Source organism: Paenibacillus pseudetheri (assembly GCF_924513355.1).
GTDB lineage: Bacteria > Bacillota > Bacilli > Paenibacillales > Paenibacillaceae > Paenibacillus_AQ > Paenibacillus_AQ pseudetheri.
This window is the reverse complement of sequence record NZ_CAKMAB010000004.1, coordinates 237,730-256,444: the sequence shown is the minus strand read 5'-3', so window position 1 is coordinate 256,444 and position 18,715 is coordinate 237,730. Positions and strand designations below refer to the sequence as shown.

Here is an 18,715-nt window from a genome sequence, read left to right as displayed (position 1 = left end):
CTACCACCTCTCCCTCATTCGACAATCAGTTTAGATAAATTGGATTTCTTCATCGATATCGTGCTTACTACGGTTGTGAGTGCTACAATGAGCATGAAAAAAAGAGGGAGAACAAGATAAGCTATTAACGGATTAACTACAAACTGTATGTTGGATGCTCCCATAAAAAATCCGAGTAATTGAGCGAATTTTTGACCGATGGTATTAGCTGCAAAGGTTCCGAGAATGATTCCGAGACCAGAAACCAGTAGTAGCCTTACCTGATATTGCTTTCGAATATCTTCTAACGTAAAGCCAATGCTTCTCAAAATTGCAATTTGCGAGACGTCCTTCGCTAGCAGCATTTTTAGAAATAAAGCTGTAATCAATACTGAAATTGATATCGAGATGGCAATGGATAAGCCAGTAACCAGCTTTAATTGGCGAATCGTATTCCCAAGCGTCTGAGATAAATAGCTATCTAGATGAGTAACTTTGGCTGGATAAAATAACTTTGCATATTGATCCATTTTCTCCTGAACGGAAACATTCGGATTCACATCTAAAGCTACGATATACCATAGCACGGACTTCGGGTCATAAGGTAATCGGGCTTTTGCAGTTCGACCTCCATTCGTTATATCTTGGTAGATCCCGCTAACCGTCAATTTTTTCGAAGTGCCATCTACCTCCAGAAGAACGTTATCCCCTACCCTTTTGTTCCATTCCTTGGCATTCAGATCAGAAAGGGCAATCTCATCCCCACTTTCAGGGGTTCCTCCGTTAACATAGGTGAGCGGAAAAATAGAGAAATCTCCTGTTTCAACATTGATATTCTCCCATATGCCATCGCTGCCTAGCATTTTAAATCGAGAAGTAATTAATGGTGAGAATTTAGCTATGTCGGGATCCTTATTTAGCGTGGTTATCAGTTCATTAAATCGTTTCTCTATTTGATCAGATGGCTGCAAATCTATTCTCATGTCACTCTGACCTACACCCATATAAGAAATAAACCGAGGGGACTGAATAGTATTCAATAAATTCACTGGCACAAGAATAATAAACAAACAAATCACAAATACGAAGAACAATAATCCGAACATGGTTAAGCGTCCATAAACATCCTTTAGGCCTAGAAAAACATTCACATTTATATGCCTGCGTTTACTCAGCACTATTCTACTCTTATTGCCTTTCAACTCTCCCACAGTCCCTGACCTTAAAGCTTCTACTACTGTAATACGATTAAACCTTCTAAGAATAACTCTGCAAAAGAACATAATCATCCCGAAGATCAAACCGACCGCTAAGACTGGAACAATAGGCTGAAGGATCGTTTTCGGAGCAGTCCCCAAGTACAATGTGATATTCGCTGTAAACAACCGCACCACACCCAAAGATAATAAATATCCTAGCAGTGAAGCGCACGCTGCCATAACCAAATATTTTGCCAAATAGATCCTTCTAATATCTCGCTGCGAGATCCCAATTGCTTTCATGACACCAATCTCTCTATAATCCTCCTCTAAGGTAGCGATCATCGTAAACCTTAAACATAAGGTAGCAATAATCATTAGTAGGATGCTTACCAAAATAATGACTACTGCAATAATCCCATCTGTCAGCGCATTCAGCGTCTTAAACAAAGGATAGTCTATCATGGGTCCTTTGCCGGGCATATCTGAGGATTGATAGGCATTACGGAACTCGCTAAGTCTACTTAAATCGGTGATTTGAAATTCAATTAGGTATTCAACTTCTCCATGGTTCTTCTTAAGTGCATTATAATCCGTATCATTAACGACAAAGCGCTTCGAGCTAACAATAGCTGGATTCATTTGGATATCACGAACAAAATCAGTAACAATGAATTTCTTATCTAACTGTCCATTTGAAAGGGTGACCTGATCACCAATGTTCAGATTATTCTCCTTCTTATAATAAATAGGAACTGCGATTTCTCCTTCGGATACCCTTATTACTTGATTCTCTAAATTCAGCAGCAAATCAAACGATGGGTTCTGCCTTACAAAGCCGATATCCATCACGCTGTTCTCTTCCGACTTATTATTGTTACCTAAGACAACACTGGAGCCATCTATCCTTAGCATTTCTACTGTCTGTTGTTTCTTAACAAGTGGATTTGTGGAAGCGAATTTTTGAATACCTGCGTTATCTATTGGTCCAGCATGCATTTGAACGAAATGGGGAGCTTTTGATTTATCCAACAAATTACTTAAAGAACCAGACAATTCCATGATGACTTGAGAAGCACAGGCAGCAAGCAACGCCGATAACATCATAAAAATAAATAAGACGATCGTTATAATTTTATTTCTTTGAAAATCTTTTTTCACAATTTGTAGAAGCATTGAGTCCCTCTCCCCTGCGTCTCATTCATCCTCCCTGCTCGGACCTTACTCAAACATTTGCGTTACGTAGGAAAAGCTTCCTTTTTCAGCTCCCAACGTAGTCTCCATAATATAAATAAAGCTCTGAATTTTGAGAATGATCTCTTCCGGCTGCCACTTGAAAATCCCTTCATCAAACAGAAATTGTGAGGCGACCAACAGAAATTCCATCGTTTCTTTAGGATATGGACAGTGGAACAAGCTCTCCTTGATTCCCTGCTCAATCACCTCTGTCAAAACAGGGGTGAGTTTCAAAATGGTTTCAGTCAAGCTTTTCTGATGGATTAGCGCATTCTCTGCATGATGAAACTGTTCGATCATCTGACCTTTTCTCTCCGAATCAGGTTTCTGCGCCATTATGATTTGTAGTAGCTTTTCATGCACGGAGAGCTTTGGATCAGCAGCAATGGTCTTGGCAGCATCCACTCCAGCATCAATGAATCGCGTGACCACCGCATCCATAACCTCCTCCTTCGACTTGAAATAATAGTAGAACGTGCCCTTGGCAATCCCAATCTCCTGCAGGATGTCGTTCACTGTAGTTCTCACATATCCTTTATTAAAAAAAAGCATTTCTGCTGTATCTAATATTTCATTTCTGCGTTCTTCCGCTTCTTTGGAAACCCTCATGTTAATCCTCTCCATTTCACAAACTGACCGACCGTCGGTCTATTCCAATTATATACAATTAATCCATTGTGTCAATCATTCTTTTCTTTAATAACCGCATAAAAAAAGAGAATTGTTCTAAGTGAACAACTCTCCACAAATCAGCGATTCTCTTGAGTCCCTAAGATCTGATCAATTTTCTCTTTTGCACCTTCCCAGGAGGTCAATAATGGAAATCCATATTGTTCGCGGGCTCTCAAATTCCATGGATGCGGAATGCAGAGCACTTTCCTTCCATCCTGCAATGCAGGAACCAAGTTGTGAACCCCGTCATCGATCAGAAGATCGTAATTTATAAGATTCTTTCGCTTGCAGGGGAAGAAATTATCAATAGGAATAAACGGCATATGCTTCTGTAGCCAGTTCCATTTTTCAACAACTGCATTGGGCTGGGCTGCCGTAACGATAATAACATCATACGCGTTATGTAGCTTCTCCATTTCTCCTACAACATGCTCGTCGAACAATTCAAGCTCCTCATATAAACCAGGCCGCCCATAGAATACATCTTGTGTACAATCTGGATGACGTAAATGGTCCGTATTCCAATCAAGCATTTCCTCGTACTTCAGCACATGAGTGGGGAAATCATTGTTGTTATGGAATATAGCTTGCTTGACTAGATGGCATATGGTATCATCCATATCCACTGCAATTATTGGCTTTCTCATCTGTGTCCCCCATATGTTTTTTTAAATTACTATTTAAGTATACACAATGTAATTACTGTTTTCGTCTTGAGTTAGTTGAATTTCGGGTTAATGTTTTTTAAACGCCTCAACGCATCTTTGACAGATACAGACTTTACCTCTTAGTTCTATAGGTACACGTTCTAGTAGTTCAGTAGGAATTTCCGTATGAAAACACCAACATTCCTCACTGTCAGCACCACAATGATTTAATTCTTTACATAATGGACAATACCGTTGTTTAACTTGTTCATTCTTCATTTTCAAGCTTCTATTCCCCCATAGATGACTAAAACATTTCACTTCTATTTATTCACTTTTATTTTCCTTAAAATTCAAATATACTTCCTCCATAACCACCTCTGAACATTCCAAGTTTAGCGTAACTAAGGGTAGGGTTATTCAATAAAGCAAGCACAGCACTCCCCAGCATGCAATAAAGTAATTTCATATTTCTCCTCATGGATTCATTCCTCCTATAGATCTCTGCTATACCGCTATAATCCAATACTGTCGGAACAGGAACAACACCCTTTAGCCTTTCAAGCATCTGAAATTCACGAACTATTTTATCCCTATTATATGAGATCTTAACATATACATTTTTTAAGTTAATAACTCAACTTTCGCAGCTAGAAAATCATCCAAATCCCTAGAGACAGTAGGACTAACTCTATAAATTTGTTCATCTTGACAGAAAACACCTTACTTGTTTGGTATCATGGAAGTGTCGATCAACCAAACCAACAAGAAAGGTGCATAACTCTATGTTACAACAACCTTCCGTGTCTGAACAATCTCGCTTTTTTATACTTATCACAACTGTTAAAGTGGGCAAATTCTTCGAAAGCAAGCTGCGCTCCCTCCCCTAGGGCGTCATTTAACGCGCTAAGATCGGTATAGGTTGCAACACCTGAACTTACATTTGTCATCAATGTTCCATTCGACGTTCCCAATTAACGTAGACTTCCCCATTCTTTCTCTCTTTCGTTTTGTGACCAACCTTTCGTTTAACAAATGTAAATAACTACTAGGGTGCCCGAAGCCTCGGAGAAAACCAAATCTCATTAAATTCTACTAAACCACTCTTACAAAATTCTCACAAGACCGTGAGTAATACAGAATTAAGAACAAAGCTAACCTATTGCTAAGATACATCGAACGCCAGATTCATTCATGAGATCAAGAAGATCATTGCCAGCTAGTGGAAAAGGTAATCATCTACGAAAAGCAAACCGGAAGGCGATGACACGGGCTTCCCATTTGTTTCGAGCATCTTCTCTGGGCATGAAAGATCCTCCTCTGACTGATTCTGAGGAGGATTATCTTATAGCATTTAGTTGGCTTAATGAGGGACCTTCATCCTCGAGAAATCATCCATTCAAGCTCTCGGTTCGTGTTTACCTAGGGAAACGTAACCGTTGCTTTTAATAGATTGCTTGTAGTGATTAACTGGAAAAGTTACGACTAAACATATCCTTTTTAGGCAGTGCGGGTTATATTATGGGGCAAAATGCTTAGTCAAACGCCCTCTCAAATTTTCAAGCATATCCTTGGTCATGCCCTCTAAATCGTATACTGGAGAAAACCCCCACTCCTGCGTTGCCGAGGTCGAATCGAGCGAATTCGGCCAACTCTCTGCAATCGCTTGACGAACCGGATCCACATGATAGTTCAGTACGAAGCCAGGGATATAACGCCGAATCGACGTTGCAACGGTCTCCGGATCGACGCTCATGGCCGTTACGTTAAAAGCATTGCGGTGCTGAAGACGTGCTGGATCTGCTTCCATCAGCTTCACGATCGCCTCCAATGCGTCCGGTAAATACATCATATCTAGAAAGGTGCCCGCTGCAATATAAGAAGTATATTGTCCCTTTGCAAGGGCTTCGACGTACATATCGACGGCATAGTCCGTCGTTCCGCCCCCCGGAGGCGCCGTGTACGATATTAACCCGGGAAATCGCAAGCTACGCGTATCAATACCATACTTTTGATGATAATAGTCGCAGAGCAGTTCACCCGCTACTTTGCTCACACCATACATCGTTACCGGCCTCTGAACGGTATCTTGAGGTGTTCCCTTTTTTGGCGTGCCGGGCCCGAACGCGCCGATCGAGCTCGGCGCAAAGAACGAACAGCCTAACTCCCGCGAGACCTCTAGGGCATTGGTCAATCCCCCCATGTTAAGGTTCCAAGCTAGAAGCGGTTTGGCTTCGGCAGTAGCGGACAGTATGGCGGCCAGATGCAGGATTGTATCTACTTGATGCGCCTTCGCAATTTCCAGCATCGACGCACCGTCCATGACGTCCAACAGCTCAAAAGGCCCCGAATGAGCCGCAGCATTATCGCTTAATCGAATATCTGTTGCCACCACCTGAGCCTCGCCATAAAGTCGACGCAGATGGCACACCAGTTCAGATCCGATTTGCCCGAGGGCACCAGTTACTAGGATCTTTTTCATACTGCATAACTCTCCTTCCCCGATAGTCTTGTCATATCAAGCCCATCTCGCGTCCCACCCGTTCATATGCGGCTAATGCCTCATTGAGCATATCCGTCGTATGCGCCGCAGTTGGCATATTGCGAATGCGTCCCGTACCCTTCGGTACTGTCGGAAACACGATCGCTTTCGCATAGACGCCTTCCTCCATCAACCGTTTACTGAACGTTTGGGTCAAAGCTTCGTCTCCGATGATACACGGGGTGATCGGTGTTTCGCTCGCTCCGATGTTGTAACCGAGCTTAATAAGCCCTTGCTTCAAATAGTCTCCGTTTGCCCAAAGACGATCTTGCAACTCCGTACTCCGCTCCAAAATACCGATCGCCTCGATGCAAGCTCCTATTGCCGCTGGAGGGAGCGAAGTAGAAAACAGGAACGGACGGCTTCGTACTTTCAGCCAATCAATCAAATCGCGACGCCCTGCTACATAACCGCCTGCCACGCCGATTGCCTTGGACAATGTCCCGATCTGAAAATCAATTCGATCGGACAACCCGAAATGCTTGACCGTCCCAGCTCCGCCTCCCAGCACCCCTGAGCCATGAGCATCGTCTACATACGTAATCAAGTCGAATATTTCAGCGATTTCCTGAATCTCGGGCAACTTCGCAATGTCTCCATCCATCGAAAACACGCCATCCGTGATCACCATTACCTTGCCGTATGCACCGGATCTGGTAGCCTCCTCTGCCTTTGCGCGTAGATCTTCCATATTAGAATGGCGATAGCGAATGATTTTCGCTCGGGACAAGCGGCATCCATCGATGATGGAGGCATGATTCAGCTCATCGGACAAAATCGCATCATGTTGGTCCATGACGGCCGAGATGGCGGCCATATTACAGTTAAAACCGGATTGGTATGCAATTGCAGCCTCCGTGTGCTTGAATTCGGCGAGCTTCTCTTCAAGTCGCACATGCAGGTCGAACGTTCCGTTGATGGTTCGAACGGCTCCTGATCCGGCACCATACTTCTCAGTTGCCTTCACGGCAGCGGCAATAAGCCTATCGTCCGTTGCAAGCCCAAGATAATTGTTGGACGATAGGTTGATCCGCTTCACGCCCCCGATCATAATGATCGGACCGTTCGGTCCCTCCAGGGGATCGATTTCGTTATATAAACCTTTGCTCTTCAATTCGGATAGGCCGTTCTGAAGAAACGTCATTAGAATTTTACTGCTCATTCCCATCTCCCCTTCTTCTTTTTGTTCAATATACTTTATTCTCAGGTTCAGGTTGTGATTACATCCGAATAAAGCGAGTCCAGCCCTTCCATTTCGACGATATGGAAAATCGCCAATGGACTGCGCCTGATCTTCTCTTCTCTGATCAACGAATCGAACCCCTAAGTTGCCGTCATTCATCAAGGCGATTCCTTGCGATTTGTTGCGGACCGCTCCCGTAAATATAAAAAGATCCCCTTCCCGTGAGGGAGCGGGGATCTCTTGCCGCATGGGTTATTCGCATTAATCGGAAGTTATCCGCGCCCATTGCGCATCGGACAGCTTGTCGGCGATCAAATACAAGCCGATGGCCGCGACGCAGACGACCGCCATGATCGCAAACATACCTTTGCCGCCAATGGTTTCGTATAGGATGCCGCCAATAAATGGTCCAACCATCCTGCCCGCCGTAGAAGAAGCCGCTACCCAGCCCATGACTCTGCCTCTTGCCCCGGGGCCCGCCTTCTCCAGTGCCCAAGCCGGTACCGATGGGAAAACAAGAATTTCCCCGAGTGTCATGACCATCATAGCGACGACAAACTGGCTGTAATGGGTGGACAATCCGACGGCCAACAAGCCCAGTCCGAACAGAATCGAGCCGATAACAACCTGCTTCCTCGCAGTAACGGAATAGCGGTTTAATAATCTCATTTTCACCGGGTGGGAGAGCATGATGAGCGCTCCATTAATCGTCCATAGCATGCTGTACGAACGAAAGGAAATACCGTTTGCCTGCGAATGCAGCGGCACGATTGCGGCCCACTGACTGTAGCAAAGCCACGACATGGCAAAGGCGATGCATATGATGACGATAAACTTGCTCCCGTGCGCGACCTCCCTGCCATCGCCGCTCCGATTCGAATCCGCGGCTTGACCCGGCATGCTCGGCTCACGGATAAACGCGGCGAACACGACCAGAAACAAAGCGTACAGCAATGCATTCCCGAAGAACAAAGCCCTGATGGACATATCGGCGATCAAGCCGCCTAATGCCGCACCCAATGCCATGCCGATATTATGCGACACGAATATCCGATTGACAGCTTTCAGTTCCTCTCCCGGGCTGCTGGAGACCGCAATGGCATTGATGACCGGATAGACGAGACCGCCAAAAAATCCTAGCAGAGTCAGCAAAGCAGCGTAACCATAAAAGTCGCGAACGATCCCCATGGTCGCAACGATGCAGGCAGAACCAACAATTCCCGCATATACCGTCGTTTTGCCGCCCCAGCGGTCATAAATAAACCCTCCGAGTACATTGCCGATGAAAGACGCACCATTATTGAAGAGAAGCACCAAACCCGCCGCAGAAGCTGTCCGTCCGAACGCATCGTGCATATACACGACGTTGATCGGCCAGACCAACGTCATCCCGGTCGACAACAAAACGACGCAAAGTGACAGACGCGACAACATGTCGATATTTGATAAGCGTAACATTTCGCTTATTTGAATTCAGGTAACCATTTTCCGTGCGCTTCGATCAGGTCGTCGCACAAGGAAACGATTTCGTCCATAGACAATTCCGCGGATGTGTGCGGGTCGAGCATTGCAGCGTGATATATATGTTCTTTCTTGCCCGTCATCGCCGCTTCGATCGTTAGCAATTGCGTATTGATATTCGTGCGGTTCAGCGCCGCGCATTGCGGCGGCAAATCCCCGACGAATGTCGGAGTGACACCGCTTGCGTCCACCAAGCACGGCACTTCGACGCAGGCTTCCTTAGGCAAGTTCGTAATAAGGCCCGTATTCATGACATTACCGCCGATTTTGATCGGTACGTTCGTCTCCATCGCTTCGAAAATATAGGAAGCATACTCAGAAGTCCGCTTGTGCGTCAGGTTTTTGTTCCCGATCAATTCGTTCCGCATCGTCTTCCAACGCTCAATCTGGTTAACGCATCTACGAGGGTATTCGTCCAGCGGAATGTTGAATCGCTCGATCAGCTCCGGATATTGCCGTTTGATGAAATACGGATGGTATTCAGCGTTATGCTCGGACGATTCCGTGATGTAATATCCGAACTTCAACATCAGCTCGAACCTCACCATATCGTCGTGCTTCTCCTTTTGCTTTTCCGCCGCCCGCCGTTTGATTTCCGGATACAAATCGACGCCGTTTTTCGTCACTTCCAGCAACCAGGCCATATGGTTGATGCCTGCGATTTTCCATTGCACACCCTCATGATCCATCCCCAAATGGTCGAAAATGTGAGGGACGCACACTTGAACGCTATGGCATAAGCCTACCGTATTAATTCCACCGTAGGTATTCATGACATTCGTCAACACGGCCATCGGATTCGTATAGTTCAAGAACAACGCATCGGGACAAACTTCCTTCATGTCTTCGGCGAAATCAAGCATGACCGGAATTGTCCGCAGGTTGCGGAAGATACCGCCGATGCCAATCGTGTCGGCGATCGTTTGCCGCAGGCCGTATTTCTTCGGAACTTCGAAGTCTGTAATCGTGCACGGATCATATCCGCCGACCTGGATCGCGTTAACAACATACTTCGCCCCACGAAGCGCTTCTTTACGGTTACGATAGGCTTTGACTGAACAATTGCTGCCGAGCGTTTGTTTCAAGTTCAGAATGATGTTCTCCGAATCTTTCAAACGTTCCTCGTCAATATCGAACAACGCAAGCTCGAAATCCTGAAGCGCTGGCGACAGCATGCAATCCCCTAAAACGTTTTTAGCAAAAATGGTGCTCCCAGCACCAAGAAAAGTAATTTTTGACATGTAATTACCTCCATGTATCTAGTTGCAAGATTATATTTTTACCGTAGCCCGATCGCCTGGGTTCAACTCGACGAACGCCGTACTCACGAATTCTCCATTTCCGTCGCCACCGATCGCCGCAGGCGTGTCGGTTCCGTTCACGTATAACTTCTTATGGCTGCCGGAGAATCGCGCCTCCCACCGAATCGTGCGCCCCGTCCCGTTCGTCAACGTCGATTCGCGACCGTTCGCATGAGCCAGATCGATTTGTCCGCCCATTAGGGGAATATTCTTCGCTTCGATCCATTCGATCGAATCCGTCAGGCGGGACATGGTGACCAAGTTTTGACGATGAGCATCTGCAGATAAGCCCATCGCGCCCGTGAACATAGCTCCGATGACGCTATAGCTCACTTCGGGATATTCCCGTCTCTTCAGTTGCGGATCCATCATTTCTAGCAAGGCCGAATAGGCCTCCCGATTCAAGCCGTGTTTGTAGAAAATCTCAGCCAAGTGGGACTTTTCCTCGACATTCGAGCCGCCGTGATGGACAACATCCCTTAAGGCGCGGTTTTTTCTGTCGCCCGGCTCTACTAGATCGAAATAGAACGGCAAGTAGGTAGCCGAGTAATAGAAACCAGGATAACCCCGGCGATCCTGCATAAGTGCGCCGTTGAATCTGCCATTCTCTTCGTTCCACCACTCGCGGTTGTACAGCTCCCGGACTGCTTTCGCCTTATTCTCGTAAAGCTCTGCCAGAGCCGCCTGTCCACTAATCGCGAGAAAACGGGAATAGGCGCCGAACGCCGCGTATTGAGCCGCCAACACATCGCCTCCAAGAAGCGGATGAAGGCCGTCTTCCACGTAGGAGGAGATACCTCTTCGGCCGTAAGGAACGTAATGCTCCGGAAACCCGTCCTTGTCCTTATCCCAACGATCGATGTAATCGGTGACGGTCCGCTCGTAGAAATTCCGGAATACCGGATGATCCACGTAATCGCGGTCTCCCGTCCACAGGTATTGCTTGTAGCAGCAATCCAGCATGTCGAAGTTCGCGGGAAGGTTATACCAGAAGTCTGAATCATCCGTATAATCGACCGGAGCTGGGCGATCGTATTTGTCGATCTCCCAGTACGTGCACCAATCACGAGAATCGGAAATGCCCTCCGCGAACTTGAACAGCATGTTTTTTGTATAGTCCTGCAGCCCAAGCACATTAGCCCCGACACTCTGATGGCTCAAGTCGCGCATGCAGAAAGCATCCCTGCCCGGCAGCGCGGCTTCGTAAAATTTGCCGACCGGCGTTCCGTCCGAGACATAGGCTAGCGCTTGTCTCTTCGCCCAGTCGAAGCCTGCAATAAGTTGTGGACTCGAGGAGTCGATCGTCGATCGTCCGAGTTGTGGATCATGTATGCTCATTGGTGGATTCTCCTTTCATGGATTGTTGATCACGGTCGGGATTACGATTCGAATAATGCTATACCCGCCGGAGGGATCGCTATCGGATGAAGCCCCATCGCGAACACTGATTTGTACGAAGCCGTAACCTGACCTTGACAATCCCGGATGACGACGTTTCGCTTGCCCATGCTTTCCTCGAGCTCGATCACGATTCTATCGTTAAGCGTGCCGTTGACGATGAACCATGTTTTCGGTACTCGGGAGCCCGGTTTCGCGACGATATCCGCGTAAACAGCCGTAATGGCCTCATCATCGTTACTGGCAGTCACAAGCGGATAGACCAGCTCCGGATGCTTCGCAGTCAGCCGCCCATCCAGCAGAACCTCTCTCTTCTCGCGCCAGAATGACAGCCAGAACCGTAACATCCGGAGATGGGATTCGGGAAGGCGATCCAGCAACACCGATACTTGCGGGACGGCAAACAACGTGTTCACCAATTGCAGCGCCGCGTTCTCCGTCGGCTCTTCCGGATTCCACATGAGCGGATCGGCATGAACGGCGGTATCTCCAGCGAGCAGCCGAACGTCCAGCGTACGTGAACGATTCTCCAGAGCATCGTTCGGACAGTCCATCGCACGAAACATATTGCCGTATTTGCGCATGAGAGGTCCGATGTACGATTGGCGGAATTCGATCATAATATCAGGCTTGATCGTCCTTAGCCTGGACATGACGTCGCTCAAGAGACGGTCGACCGCTTCCGGTACCGATTCGTAGTCTCTTCCTTCGATATCGCTGGCGAATGTGAGATTAAAGCTGTCCACGAAATCGAGCTTAAACCCGTCCAAACCCCAGTCCCTCAGCGCGTTCTCGTACGTTCCGATAATATATTCCCTGACGTCCGGGAATCGCGGATCCAGCACACCCGCACCCAAATCTTCAAGTTTACCGAGCAGCTTATTCTCGAACGTTGGCCAGACGTTGCTGTGCTTGCCGACAAACGGAACGGAATACCAGAGCAGAAACTTCATTCCAATCTCGTGAACACGATCGACATGCGCCCTCATATCGGGAATTTTGCCCTCGAACACATCCCAATCGCCGCAATAGGCGTACCCGCGTGCGTTGTCCGCCGTTTGCCACCCATCGTCAACGATGACGGCTTCGCAGCCCATTGCTTTGGCCAGCTCGCATTGTCGTTCGACCGCCTCTGGCGACAATTGCTGATGAAAGCTGTACCAGGTCGCGTACATAGGAAGCCTTGCCGTATCCGGAACGGGACTTGGTTCGTATCCCGGCAGTGTAGACCACCATCGTTGCACGTCCGCAAGGCTTTCTTCGTATGGAATATCACGCGTATCGATATGGAGCGTCGCTTCGTAAGACCGGATCGGCGAGCTCTGATCCTGAAACAGCTTGACAGAACAAAGAAAATCCGATGTTTCTTCGTGAATGCCCGCTTTCAATTCGACCGGATTGAGCGCGTCGGAGAAAGCAAACGTCATCTTGTTATTTCCTTGGAAGCCGTAAAGGACGCAAACCGGTGCGGACGACGTCGCCTTCGAACGGTATCCGCTCTCCCAGTCCACTCGCAGTCTCTTGTTCCGATAAAAGCCCGGATGCCAGCTGGCGAACACGTCGATAACCGGAAGTTTCCAGGTCAACTCCATCGTGCCGGGAATTCTAGGTTCATCGGACTGAAGTTTCAAGTTCAAACGAATGATGCCGGTTGCCGATTGTTTCAAGGAGAGCGAAACATCAAAATCTTCTTCTCCCCCCGTCAAGGCAAACATATAACCGCCTGAAGAAATATTACGCATACCATAACTCCTCTCTATCGCGTCGGATTAACCTTTTACCGCACCCAGCGTAATACCCCCAACAAAATATTTTTGAAGGAAAGGGTAGACAAACACGATCGGTATGGTCACGACCATCGTAACCGCAGCCCGCAAGGTGACCGGAGACAACGTTCTGAATTTGGAAAGTGCGATCTGCTGATTTTTGATCTCTTCGAACGACTCCACTTCGAGCAGCAATTTCCGCAAGTAAACCTGAAGCGTATCCCAATGCCCGTTCGAGTTGTACAAGACGACGTCGAACCAAGAATTCCAATGTCCGACCGCACTGAAGACGGCGATCGACGCGAATACCGGCAACGAAATCGGAATGACAATCCGGAAGTATATGCCAAGCTCGTTGGCCCCATCGATACGCGCCGATTCGAATAGCGATTCGGGTAAATTTTGCATATAGGAAGCCATAATGAGCATGTAGTACGCATTCAATAAACTTGGGATCCAATAAACATGAAATGAATTGATCAACCCCAGCTTCACGATCAGCAAATACGTCGGAATCAATCCGCCGCTGATGTACATCGTAATCAAAAACATTAATCGCATAATTCTTCTGCCTGAAAAATGCTGGACCGTGCTAATATAAGCCAGCAAACCTGTTGCCATCACGCAGGTGATCGTACCGACAAGCACTCTCAGGATTGAAATGCCGAACCCCGAAAACATTTTATTCTCATGCAGCATGAAGCTGTATGCATCGGTCGAAAACACTCTCGGCCAAAGAAAGATACCCCCTCTCGCTGCATCCGCGCCGTCGTTCAACGAGAGGGCCAGCAAATTCAGAAAGGGATATATCATAAGCACCGAAAAAAGCAACATAAAGCCGACATTGACATAATCAAAAATTTTGCTTCCGAGCGACTTCTTTAGAAATGACGAATTCATGGGTCGCGCCTCCTGCCATTGAAATGTATCGCATTAAATGATCGACGTATCCAGCACTTTTTTCGAGAACCTGTTCGCGCCGAACACGAGAGTAATCCCGATAATCGCCTTCAATAGTCCGATGGCTGCACCGTACGAGTAGTTCCCTAGCTCGATGCCGTATTTATAGGCATACGTATCGATAACCTCGTAGTACTCCCTTGTTTGCGCGTTTCCGATCAACAACTGCTGTTCGAATCCCGCGTTCAAGATGCCGCCGATGCCGAGTATCCAGAGCAGTACGATCGTCGACCGAATGCTTGGAAGCGTAATATGCCAGATCAGTCCGAATCGGTTCAACCCGTCGACTTTGCCGGCATCGTACATCTCCGAATCGACGCCCGCCATCGCGGATAAATAAATAATGGTGGACCACCCGACGTCCTTCCACAAATTAGCTGAAGTGATGATCCCCCAGAAATATTTCCCTTCGCCCAGATAAGAGATCGGTTGATCAATGATGCCGAATCGCATGAACAAGTCGTTCAAGATACCCTCGTTGCCTAGGAGGGTGAACAGAATGCTTGCCACGACAACCCATGAAATAAAGTGCGGCAAATAAGAAATCGTCTGAATCGTCTTTCTGAATCGTTTGTTGCTCAGCTCCTTTAGCAAGATGGCCAGCACGATCGGCGCCGGAAATCCGAATAAGATACTCAGTCCGCTAATGGCCAACGTATTTCGCAAGACGATCGAGAAGTCCGGCGAATCAAAGAACATCTTAAAATGGGTAAGCCCTACCCAATCGCTCTGGAGAATCGATTTGCCGGGGATGTAATTGACGAAAGCCATCAAAATACCATACAGCGGCGTATAGCAGAATATTAGAACCCAAATGATCATGGGGATGCTGATCAGCCATAATTGCCGTTCCCGATACAAGCGTCTCATCGCGTTCCGAATTTTCATTTGCGATGGTGCCGTCGGATGTAATTGATTCAATTTGTTCACGCATACGCCTCCAATTCTTTTTTTAACAAGAGGAAGGGGAACCCCCCCCTTCCTCCCGGGCGTCCTTACTTCCAATCCTTCAATCTTCTTTGGTATTCTTCCGATTTGAATTGTTCGATCTTGTTCAGACCCGCAGCATTCAACTTATCCTGCATCTTTTTGAAATTCGCGACGCTTTCTTCCTCGGTCTTGCTCATGACCGCTTTCGACCATAACGTTTCTAGCAAATCGGTGATTTGTTTATCGGTTACTGCCAACGGATTGTCAGCCAGGATCGGAATGTTGCCAAATGTATTGTCGTAGATGGTATCTTTTAGGTTGTCGTTCAACATTTTTTTCCATTTCGCTTCTTGGTTGAAATTTTGATCGAACCAGTAGGTGCTCTTGCCATCGTCCTTCATCGTTCCATCGGGCGAAACCAAATTTAATTGATCCATGCCGATCAGCTCGCCGGCGTCATAGTCGAACGTCGAATTGAGAATCGCTTGCTTTGCCGCTTCAACGAAGCTCGGTTGGTCGTTCTCGAATTTCCAAATGGATTTATCCGTATTCGGAACGCCCCACCCGATCAACCGGGTTCCGATATCCGTCATGGTAAAATCCAACCATTTGACGATGTCATCAGGGTTTTTCGCTTTGTCCGTAATAATCGTCATATCGCCACTTCTAGCGTTTTTACCGGACATATACGATTGTTCCGCATTAGGTGCTTTCAAGGCATATTGCATGAAGCGCTTGTTTTCCGACCAATTCGTATCCGCTTTTTGCCACACTTCGTGGCCGGCGTTCCAGCCGATCCACCAAGCGCCGACATAGCCCATTACGCGGTCGGTGGACATTTTCGCTTTCATATTTTCGTATTTATTGATGAACGAGTCGGGATCAAGCAGGCCGTCCCGAAAAATTTTATTCATAAATTTCGTCAATTCGAGACCTTCCGGCGTATTGACCCAATGCGTCATTACGCCTTCCGGCGTGACTTTATAACCGTCTTTAAGACCCCAAATGCCCGCAAGCGTCGGCACAGTATAGGTCGTAACCGGAGCGTATGCCGTAAGCGCATACGTTTTTTCTCCCTTATCGTTCTTTGGATGCTTGGCTTGCATTTGCTTCAAAACATCGTAGAATTGGTCGGGCGTCTCGAATGTCGGGTTGCCCAATTCGTTCAAATAGTCATATCGCATATGAGCAGCGAAATCCGGAATCGGCAATAGTCCCCAATAGCTCGGAAGCGCATACAACTTTCCGTCGGTTAAGTAAGTTTTGTACAGGTCGCCAAGCTGCTCTTTGATGTGAGGAGCAAACTTGTCGATGAATTGGCTAAGCTCGATCGCCTTGCCTTGGGCAACCCATTTGGATACGGTTGCTTCGTCCATACCGGTGATAACTTCGGGATAATCATTCGATGCGAGCATCAGGTTTTGTCTTTCGTCGCGTTTAACGTCGTAAACGAGCTTGTTGATTTTTACGTTAAATTTATCGAGGATGTACTGCTGCAGTTGCTTAGCGTTTTTCTCCGCTTTATCTGGATTGGCTTGACCTGCATAATAGCTAAATTCAATCGTTTTCTTCGGCAGTTCCCAACCAAACTCGTTCAATTTGGCCTCCGTAGCTGAGGGTGCGGATTCAGAAGCGGATGGGGTAGCTTGCGACTCGTTGCCGCCATTATTCTTTTGTGAGCATGCCACAAGCGTGGACAGGACCAAGATAAACGCTAGAACGACCATTAAGCTTTTTTTCACAGAAATCCCTTCTCTCGTTAAAAATAAAGTTAACATCCCATAATGATACCGCTTTCATTCCGAGCCTTAAAAAAATGCTCCTCCTTCCGCACGCACTGACTTTCCCCTTTTTCAAACTCGTCAACAATGCACAGCATGTTTATTTAGTAAAACAAACAATGACCGTGGATTTATTTTACTAATATTATCGCTAAATTTCAATACATTTACTGAAATATTTTACCCAGAAGAGTATCACTTGAACATCGATACTTTTCTGAGTGAAATGAACTGCAGCAAATAAGGGATTTAGTTGCTGGTTAGGGGGGGCAAGAACGACTTCACTGCTTACCATGTGAGGGAGGGAAAAACAAGTTGCTTCAGGTTTGGAAGAGAGGGTAATTCATCATGCAAGATCAAACGAACGAAAGCCAATAAATCCAGTCCCGAGTTAGACTGCCGTTTTTATCGAAGTTCTATTCAAATACCGGGAGTTCAGGAAGCTCGTAGCAGTTCTTCCATACGGGGCATTTAGCTCTTAGCATCACTATTTAGTAAATCAATACTAGTATTTCCGCTTTCCGATCCGCAGCTATTCCTAATAACAAGATTTGTAGGTATTGTGACATGAAGAGGGATTACACGCCCATTGAAGCGATCGACCATTAATTTTACGGCTGTCCTTCCCATCTCTTCGGAAAATATTTTTATGGTTGTCAACGGAGGAGTGACGAAAGAAGCGAGCGTAATATCGTCAAAGCTCACGATAGCAATGTCTTCAGGTACTTTGAACTTGGACTCGCTCACAGCCCTCAAGGCCGCAATCGCCATTGGATCGCTCCCAATCAAGTAAGCTGTAGGTCGATCATCCTGTTCCAATGCTTGTCTCATGAGCGCATACCCTTCTTCTGTTCGCCATTCCCCCACAAAAACGTGCTTCGGATTATAATATCCTGCTTCCTTCATGATCGCTTCGTATTCAACTTGACGAATATCCGTAGCATAACATCTACCGCTTATTTTACGAATATAACTGATTCCGCCGATATAACCGATTTTTCGATGACCAAGATTGATTAGATGTTGTATGGCCTGTCTAGTCGCCTTCTGCAAATCGAACATAACGGAGTCGAATTTATCATCGATCATGTAGTCAATGGAAATAACTTGTTTCATCCGTGTCAAGTGGTTCAGAAGCTCGTTGTGTACTTTTCCGATGATGATCAAACCATCCAGCTTATACGAGTCGATAGCAAGCTCAGATTCATCCATGAGCCGGAATATCTTGGATACGTTGATGTTTTGTTTAACGCATTCTTGTTCAATTCCTTGTCGAATAGACAAAAAGTAGGGGTCCGAAAACTCCAATTGCTCCGAACACGTAATAAGCAGCCCTACGTTTTTCTTCACTATTTCTGTATCAACCAGTCTTTTTGAATGGGTTCCTCCCTTTTGGTAACCCAATGCTTTAGCCGCCGCAATGATTCTCTGTCTCGTATCTTCTGAAACCTGTAATGTATAGTCTTTGTTCAATACGCGCGAAACCGTAGCACTAGAAACTTCCGCTTTTTTCGCAACATCCTTTATTGTGACCAATTCATCATCACACTTTCGATTTAATTTACTAAATATTTTACCAACAAGAATTGCAAATAGCAAT

The 18,715-nt window shown here is 46.6% G+C and carries 15 protein-coding genes and 1 pseudogene; 1 reads left to right on the top strand and 15 read right to left on the bottom strand.

Going from position 1 to position 18,715, the window contains the following annotated elements:
• Positions 1–14: 14 nt before the first annotated feature.
• From L1028_RS05605 to L1028_RS05580, 7 genes are all read right to left on the bottom strand, one after another.
• The gene (locus L1028_RS05605; protein ID WP_234532206.1) at positions 15–2,354 is read right to left on the bottom strand and encodes an ABC transporter permease; all 2,340 of its coding nucleotides are present in this window, start codon (positions 2,352–2,354) and stop codon (positions 15–17) included.
• Positions 2,355–2,399: 45 nt separating this feature from the next.
• Entirely contained in the window at positions 2,400–3,023 is a 624-nt protein-coding gene (locus tag L1028_RS05600; protein WP_234532205.1) for a TetR/AcrR family transcriptional regulator, read from the bottom strand.
• Positions 3,024–3,163: 140 nt separating this feature from the next.
• Positions 3,164–3,733 (bottom strand): 5' nucleotidase, NT5C type, encoded by a 570-nt coding sequence (locus tag L1028_RS05595; protein ID WP_234532204.1) that lies wholly within the window; start codon positions 3,731–3,733, stop codon positions 3,164–3,166.
• A gap of 87 nt (positions 3,734–3,820) precedes the next feature.
• Positions 3,821–4,012: a cysteine-rich CWC family protein gene (locus L1028_RS05590; RefSeq protein WP_234532251.1), complete on the bottom strand. Its 192-nt coding sequence runs from the start codon at positions 4,010–4,012 to the stop codon at positions 3,821–3,823.
• 67 nt (positions 4,013–4,079) lie between these two features.
• Complete coding sequence (locus L1028_RS31240) at positions 4,080–4,214, bottom strand: hypothetical protein (RefSeq protein WP_279306834.1); 135 nt, start codon at positions 4,212–4,214, stop codon at positions 4,080–4,082.
• A gap of 1,038 nt (positions 4,215–5,252) precedes the next feature.
• On the bottom strand, positions 5,253–6,215 hold the full coding sequence (locus L1028_RS05585; RefSeq protein ID WP_234532202.1) for an NAD-dependent epimerase/dehydratase family protein: 963 nt from the start codon (positions 6,213–6,215) through the stop codon (positions 5,253–5,255).
• 31 nt (positions 6,216–6,246) lie between these two features.
• Positions 6,247–7,437, bottom strand: coding sequence for a glycine C-acetyltransferase (locus tag L1028_RS05580; RefSeq protein ID WP_234532249.1), 1,191 nt, complete (start codon positions 7,435–7,437; stop codon positions 6,247–6,249).
• Positions 7,438–7,512: 75 nt separating this feature from the next.
• Here L1028_RS05580 and L1028_RS31620 point away from each other — a divergent pair.
• Positions 7,513–7,599, top strand: a pseudogene (locus L1028_RS31620) (DNA-binding protein); the annotation flags it as partial.
• A 120-nt stretch (positions 7,600–7,719) separates the two neighbouring features.
• Here the strand turns inward: L1028_RS31620 and L1028_RS05575 are convergent.
• The 8 genes from L1028_RS05575 to L1028_RS05540 all read right to left on the bottom strand — a co-directional run bounded on the left by L1028_RS05575 (position 7,720) and on the right by L1028_RS05540 (position 18,714).
• Positions 7,720–8,892 (bottom strand): MDR family MFS transporter, encoded by a 1,173-nt coding sequence (locus tag L1028_RS05575; protein ID WP_279306835.1) that lies wholly within the window; start codon positions 8,890–8,892, stop codon positions 7,720–7,722.
• A gap of 29 nt (positions 8,893–8,921) precedes the next feature.
• Positions 8,922–10,220 (bottom strand): alpha-glucosidase/alpha-galactosidase, encoded by a 1,299-nt coding sequence (gene melA, locus L1028_RS05570; RefSeq protein ID WP_234532198.1) that lies wholly within the window; start codon positions 10,218–10,220, stop codon positions 8,922–8,924.
• 30 nt (positions 10,221–10,250) lie between these two features.
• Positions 10,251–11,618: a glucosidase family protein gene (locus L1028_RS05565; protein WP_234532196.1), complete on the bottom strand. Its 1,368-nt coding sequence runs from the start codon at positions 11,616–11,618 to the stop codon at positions 10,251–10,253.
• A 41-nt stretch (positions 11,619–11,659) separates the two neighbouring features.
• Complete coding sequence (locus L1028_RS05560) at positions 11,660–13,420, bottom strand: glycoside hydrolase family 36 protein (RefSeq protein ID WP_234532194.1); 1,761 nt, start codon at positions 13,418–13,420, stop codon at positions 11,660–11,662.
• 27 nt (positions 13,421–13,447) lie between these two features.
• On the bottom strand, positions 13,448–14,344 hold the full coding sequence (locus L1028_RS05555; protein WP_234532193.1) for a carbohydrate ABC transporter permease: 897 nt from the start codon (positions 14,342–14,344) through the stop codon (positions 13,448–13,450).
• Positions 14,345–14,377: 33 nt separating this feature from the next.
• The gene (locus L1028_RS05550) at positions 14,378–15,334 is read right to left on the bottom strand and encodes an ABC transporter permease (RefSeq protein ID WP_234532190.1); all 957 of its coding nucleotides are present in this window, start codon (positions 15,332–15,334) and stop codon (positions 14,378–14,380) included.
• Between the two features lie 65 nt (positions 15,335–15,399).
• Positions 15,400–17,076, bottom strand: coding sequence for a type 2 periplasmic-binding domain-containing protein (locus L1028_RS05545; protein ID WP_234532188.1), 1,677 nt, complete (start codon positions 17,074–17,076; stop codon positions 15,400–15,402).
• A gap of 510 nt (positions 17,077–17,586) precedes the next feature.
• Positions 17,587–18,714: a LacI family DNA-binding transcriptional regulator gene (locus tag L1028_RS05540; RefSeq protein ID WP_234532186.1), complete on the bottom strand. Its 1,128-nt coding sequence runs from the start codon at positions 18,712–18,714 to the stop codon at positions 17,587–17,589.
• Between the last annotated feature and the right edge of the window lies 1 nt (position 18,715).

Bases quoted from the DNA above. Each gene is read 5' to 3' on its own strand.
- melA (WP_234532198.1), bottom strand. From the start codon at position 10,220: ATGTCAAAAATTACTTTTCTTGGTGCTGGGAGCACCATTTTTGCTAAA.
- L1028_RS05590 (WP_234532251.1), bottom strand. From the start codon at position 4,012: ATGAAGAATGAACAAGTTAAACAACGGTATTGTCCATTATGTAAAGAA.
- L1028_RS05555 (WP_234532193.1), bottom strand. From the start codon at position 14,344: ATGAATTCGTCATTTCTAAAGAAGTCGCTCGGAAGCAAAATTTTTGAT.
- L1028_RS05595 (WP_234532204.1), bottom strand. From the start codon at position 3,733: ATGAGAAAGCCAATAATTGCAGTGGATATGGATGATACCATATGCCAT.
- L1028_RS05600 (WP_234532205.1), bottom strand. From the start codon at position 3,023: ATGAGGGTTTCCAAAGAAGCGGAAGAACGCAGAAATGAAATATTAGAT.
- L1028_RS05585 (WP_234532202.1), bottom strand. From the start codon at position 6,215: ATGAAAAAGATCCTAGTAACTGGTGCCCTCGGGCAAATCGGATCTGAA.
- L1028_RS05560 (WP_234532194.1), bottom strand. From the start codon at position 13,420: ATGCGTAATATTTCTTCAGGCGGTTATATGTTTGCCTTGACGGGGGGA.
- L1028_RS05565 (WP_234532196.1), bottom strand. From the start codon at position 11,618: ATGAGCATACATGATCCACAACTCGGACGATCGACGATCGACTCCTCG.
- L1028_RS05605 (WP_234532206.1), bottom strand. From the start codon at position 2,354: ATGCTTCTACAAATTGTGAAAAAAGATTTTCAAAGAAATAAAATTATA.
- L1028_RS31240 (WP_279306834.1), bottom strand. From the start codon at position 4,214: ATGAGGAGAAATATGAAATTACTTTATTGCATGCTGGGGAGTGCTGTG.
- L1028_RS05580 (WP_234532249.1), bottom strand. From the start codon at position 7,437: ATGAGCAGTAAAATTCTAATGACGTTTCTTCAGAACGGCCTATCCGAA.
- L1028_RS05575 (WP_279306835.1), bottom strand. From the start codon at position 8,892: ATGTTGTCGCGTCTGTCACTTTGCGTCGTTTTGTTGTCGACCGGGATG.